The sequence below is a fragment of the Brevundimonas sp. UBA2416 genome (genome assembly GCF_002343105.1).
Taxonomy (GTDB): Bacteria; Pseudomonadota; Alphaproteobacteria; order Caulobacterales; family Caulobacteraceae; genus Brevundimonas.
Genome location: NZ_DDRM01000025.1, coordinates 2,540 through 3,384 on the forward strand (window position 1 = coordinate 2,540; position 845 = coordinate 3,384).

Consider the following 845-nt stretch of genomic DNA (forward strand, 5'->3'; position numbering starts at 1 on the left):
GACAAGGCGCGCCGCCTGCTGTGGCCGATCAAGCAGAAATACGGGGCCAGCCTGTCCTGGGCCGATCTGATGATCCTGGCCGGCAATGTCGCCATCGAGAGCATGGGCGGGCCGACCTTCGGCTTCGGCGGCGGCCGGGCCGACGTCTGGGAACCCGAGAAGGACGTCTACTGGGGCACGGAAGAGAAATGGGTCGGCGAAGAGGGCAATGAGACCCGCATCCAGCCCGACAAGGAAATGGCGCTGGAAAGCCCGCTGGCTGCGATCCAGATGGGTCTGATCTATGTGAACCCCGAGGGCCCGGGCGGCGTGCCGGACGCCCTGCAGTCGGCCCGCGACATCCGCGAGACCTTCGCCCGCATGGGCATGAATGACGAGGAGACGGTGGCCCTGACGGTGGGTGGCCACACCTTCGGCAAGGCCCATGGCGCGGGCGACGCGTCCAAGGTCGGCGTCTCGCCCGAGGGGGCCGACATCGCCCAGCAGGGCATGGGCTGGATCTCGGGCCATGCCAGCGGGATGGGCGACGACACCATCACCTCGGGCATCGAGGGCGCCTGGACGCCCACGCCGATCCAGTGGGACATGACCTATTTCGACATGCTGCTGGACCATGAGTACGAGCTGACCCGCAGCCCGGCCGGAGCCAAACAGTGGCACCCCGTCGGCGACCCCGCCGACACCCTCGCACCCGCCGCCCATACGCCGGGCAAGCGGGTGCCGACCATGATGACCACCGCCGACATGGCGATGAAGATCGACCCGGAATACCGCAAGGTGATGGAGAAATTCCGCGCCAATCCGGCCTATTTCGGCGACGCCTTCGCCCGCGCCTGGTTCAAGCT

The 845-nt window shown here is 67.6% G+C and carries 1 protein-coding gene; it reads left to right on the forward strand.

The features are described from left to right. Positions 1–845 (forward strand): peroxidase family protein (locus B3E43_RS08560; RefSeq protein ID WP_349677569.1); only part of this gene is annotated, 845 nt, incomplete at both ends.